This window comes from Phormidium pseudopriestleyi FRX01, from assembly GCF_017313335.1.
GTDB lineage: Bacteria > Cyanobacteriota > Cyanobacteriia > Cyanobacteriales > Laspinemataceae > Laspinema > Laspinema pseudopriestleyi.
Genome location: NZ_JAFLQW010000192.1, coordinates 1 through 3,186 on the forward strand (window position 1 = coordinate 1; position 3,186 = coordinate 3,186).

The 3,186-nt window shown below is 48.7% G+C and carries 5 protein-coding genes; 3 read left to right on the forward strand and 2 right to left on the reverse strand.

All coding sequences use genetic code 11. The annotated features are described in order from the left end of the window. Positions 1-129 precede the first annotated feature (129 nt). The gene (locus tag J0895_RS06925; protein ID WP_207087379.1) at positions 130-489 is read right to left on the reverse strand and encodes a hypothetical protein; all 360 of its coding nucleotides are present in this window, start codon (positions 487-489) and stop codon (positions 130-132) included. Between the two features lie 268 nt (positions 490-757). Between J0895_RS06925 and J0895_RS06930 the strand changes: the two genes are divergently transcribed. Together J0895_RS06930 and J0895_RS06935 are read left to right on the forward strand one after the other, a co-directional pair. Continuing rightward, positions 758-1,099, forward strand: coding sequence for a helix-turn-helix domain-containing protein (locus J0895_RS06930; protein WP_207087375.1), 342 nt, complete (start codon positions 758-760; stop codon positions 1,097-1,099). A 2-nt stretch (positions 1,100-1,101) separates the two neighbouring features. Next, the gene (locus J0895_RS06935) at positions 1,102-1,779 is read left to right on the forward strand and encodes an ImmA/IrrE family metallo-endopeptidase (RefSeq protein WP_207087376.1); all 678 of its coding nucleotides are present in this window, start codon (positions 1,102-1,104) and stop codon (positions 1,777-1,779) included. A gap of 62 nt (positions 1,780-1,841) precedes the next feature. Here the strand turns inward: J0895_RS06935 and J0895_RS06940 are convergent, their stop codons facing one another. After that, positions 1,842-2,771 (reverse strand): peptidoglycan-binding domain-containing protein, encoded by a 930-nt coding sequence (locus J0895_RS06940; protein WP_207087377.1) that lies wholly within the window; start codon positions 2,769-2,771, stop codon positions 1,842-1,844. Between the two features lie 231 nt (positions 2,772-3,002). Here J0895_RS06940 and J0895_RS06945 point away from each other — a divergent pair. Then, on the forward strand, positions 3,003-3,186 hold a 184-nt coding region (locus J0895_RS06945), incomplete at its 3' end, for a hypothetical protein (protein WP_207087378.1).

Genomic DNA, 3,186 nt, shown 5'->3' on the forward strand with positions numbered 1-3,186 from the left:
GTTCCGAATACGGAAATTGTCGCTTTATTAGACATGGTTTCTACTCCTGTAGGGTTGTGTAAAGCTGCTGAATTCTGTGTTTTATCTTTAGCCATTTTGAGTAACCTATCCCCAATGAATTGCGCGGAATTACCGAATCACGGGACGAGGGGTAACTGAGGCGGAATTTGGATATTTGTAGCCCGGTTCTTCTCCGGAACGGGACTCAGTTTTAACCGCCTCCGGGTTGGGATATCGTTCCACCCAAGGGTTGCCAGTGGTCCCCCGAACTGACTCCGAGGAGGAGACGCTTTGGGTATTTTGCAAAACCGCCAGCAGATTTTGTAACAGTTCGACATGAGCTGGGGTAAAATGGATGGTGAACCCCGAACCATCTCGGGCATAACCCGGACAGATGAGGGAGGCGGCACCTTGGTCATCATGTTTGGCAATATAAAGCCAGTCCCCGTCTTCGAGCTTATAGTGAGTATCAGTCCAGGTTTTGAGCATGGTTCCTCTCCTGTCTTGTTTGTGTGGCACCCTCCCTTATGGCGCTGTGGATTGGCCCAAACCCTTCTGTTACCCAACCCGAGGGTTTACTAGGTCTAGCGTGTCAGCCGGAAGAAGCTGGGAACTGCTACTCCACCCCTAGCGCCTGTCTTGTTGAATGATTGTTCAACTAAACCTAGTTTAACGCAGCTTGATTTTTTCGTCAACCCCAAAGTTGATTTTTTTTTCAAAGTCACCTACAATGCAGATGTAGTGGGTATTTAAAGACGTGGAACAGAGTTTTGGTAAACTAATTCGTCAAGCACGCAAGGACAAGGGGTATAGTCAGAGGGAGCTTGCGAAGCTTCTGGATGTGGATTTTACCTACTTGTCCAAGCTGGAAAATGATCGGGCAGACTATGCGCCGAAAGAAGATGTAATTCGGTCCTTGGCGCGGAATCTGGACATAGATGAGGAAGAGTTAATCGTCCTCGCCGGTCGTCTTCCGCAACGGTACGAGGATTTTCTCAAGCAAAACTATAAAGCAATGCCTGCATTGCTACGGCGGATGCGAGAAAATCCTGATTTTGCACAGAAGGTGTTTCAGCAGGTGGCAAGCGAGGGGGAATAATCTTGAGTATTTTTAAGCCGTATCGCTATTATCGCAAAGAAGCGATTGAGTATCAGGCGAATAATGTACTCAGGCGGATGGCACAGCGAGGCGAGCAATTTGCTCCTTCCTGGCCGTTTGACGTGACTTTGGTTGCGGATTTTTTTGACCTCGGTGTGGTTTGGGAATGGATTCCTGCGGATGAACAAGGGGCGATCGCGGCGAGGATTCTCCCCCTGCAACGCTGTATCGAGCTCAATGAAGAGATTCTCGATAAACCCCAGGGATTCCAGGAATCCACTCTCGCGCATGAAATCGGCCATTGGGTACTCCATATTAATCATGAGGCGGCGACGGAAACGGGCGATCGCCTGATCACAGACCTCACCGGAACAGATGAACCCTTTGTCTGCCGGGGAAGTCGGGAAGTGAGTAGTCCCCTCAATCATGCCTCGGTGTTAGAGTCTATGGAGTGGCAAGCGCAATATTTTGCCGGTTGTCTCCTGATGCCAAGACGTATTTTAGAAGAGAAACGCCAGGGACGGGATTTAACTCATTGGTCTCACTTATACGAAATGAGAGAGGAATTGGGGGTGAGTATCTCTAATTTGGTGAATCGCCTCCAAGATTTAGAGTGGATTTACCTGGATAAGAAAACTCGCAAGCGGGACATCTATCCAGGAAAGGCACTGGTTTCTTAAATGGGGTTCAGGGTGAAAAGCGATCGCACTTTCCAAGGGTTGGAGGCGATCGTTTTTCGGTTTTAATACACCGAAACCAAGATACTTTGGGTTTGAGGACCGGCAATCCCATCGGCATGAATACCGCGATCGCGTTGTAATTCCATCACAGCTTCTTGAGTGAGTTGACCGTAATAGCCGGTGATTGGTCCTGTATAGTATCCTAAGTTCCGGAGGTTTTCCTGGAGAGTAACCACTGCAGAACCCTGAGACCCCCGAAGCAGAGTTTTCTCACATAGAGTCACCGGACCTGGTGTTTTTGCTAGTTTTAACTGGGTTTTGGGACCGGCAACGCCATCGATGGGGATATGGTAATCCTGTTGTAAGTGCATCACCGCATCTTGAGTTATTGTCCCATAGTAGCCGGTAACGGGACCTTCAAAATAACCGGCAGCGATTAATTCCTGCTGTAATTGCATCACCTGTTCCCCGCGATCGCCCAATCGAAGTGCCCCCCTGCCGTGATCATAGGTTGGGCGATCGCCAGTTATGGGAGTGGAATGGGGATTCGGCGAAGAGGGACGAGGCCTTTGCCCTTGAAAACAGTCCATCTGAGCAATAGTTAAGGCATTGATCGCACCATCACCGACCCCAGCACTTTCCAGTTCCCATTTTAAGACCGCTTGTTCCGTCATCGGTCCATAAAAACCGGAAACGGGTCCGTGAAAATAACCTGTTGCCTTCAACATCTGCTGAACGCAAGTGACGAGGGGTCCACTATCTCCCCGTCCGAGTCCCTTGGCGGGAATGAATTCCGAGGCGACTGCCACCTGCATGAGACTGAAGAGAGAGAGACTCAGGGCGATCGTCAACCTGTAACGGTATCCCGGACTCGATAAACTTTGCCCCTTGACCCTCTCCCCTGATTTCCAAAGTCCCAGTGGGTGAGAATCTAACCCTTCCAGAACTGATTCGAGGGCCAAAACTGCCTGTAAATATGCTAAATTTTCCATGATAGTTATTCAGGTTAATATCCGTAAAAATTGAAATGGTTATATAGCAATCCTAAATGATTTATGCCCTCACCCCCAACCCCTCTCCCCCTTTGGGCCGCCGACGAGAAAGGGGTGAGGGCATTCCACAACGGATAAAGGCGCTGCTATATCACTTTAGCCTGATTATCCTGTAGAATCATCCCTGGGGTTTGGAAATATCCCCGGGATGGATAGGCGTAACCCACCCGGGTGGAAGAAAACCCGAAGAAGCCGGTCAGACTTTTGGCGAAGAAGGGAAAGAATTTAAAAGAGTTGAAATTGACTCAATTTAGGATTAAAGTTGCGGGGTATAGAATTGCGGTTTTTTTTGATTCAGGCTTTCAAAATTTGTCAATTGGCTCGAACGGTAATGAACCCTTTTTCAGGAAAAAAA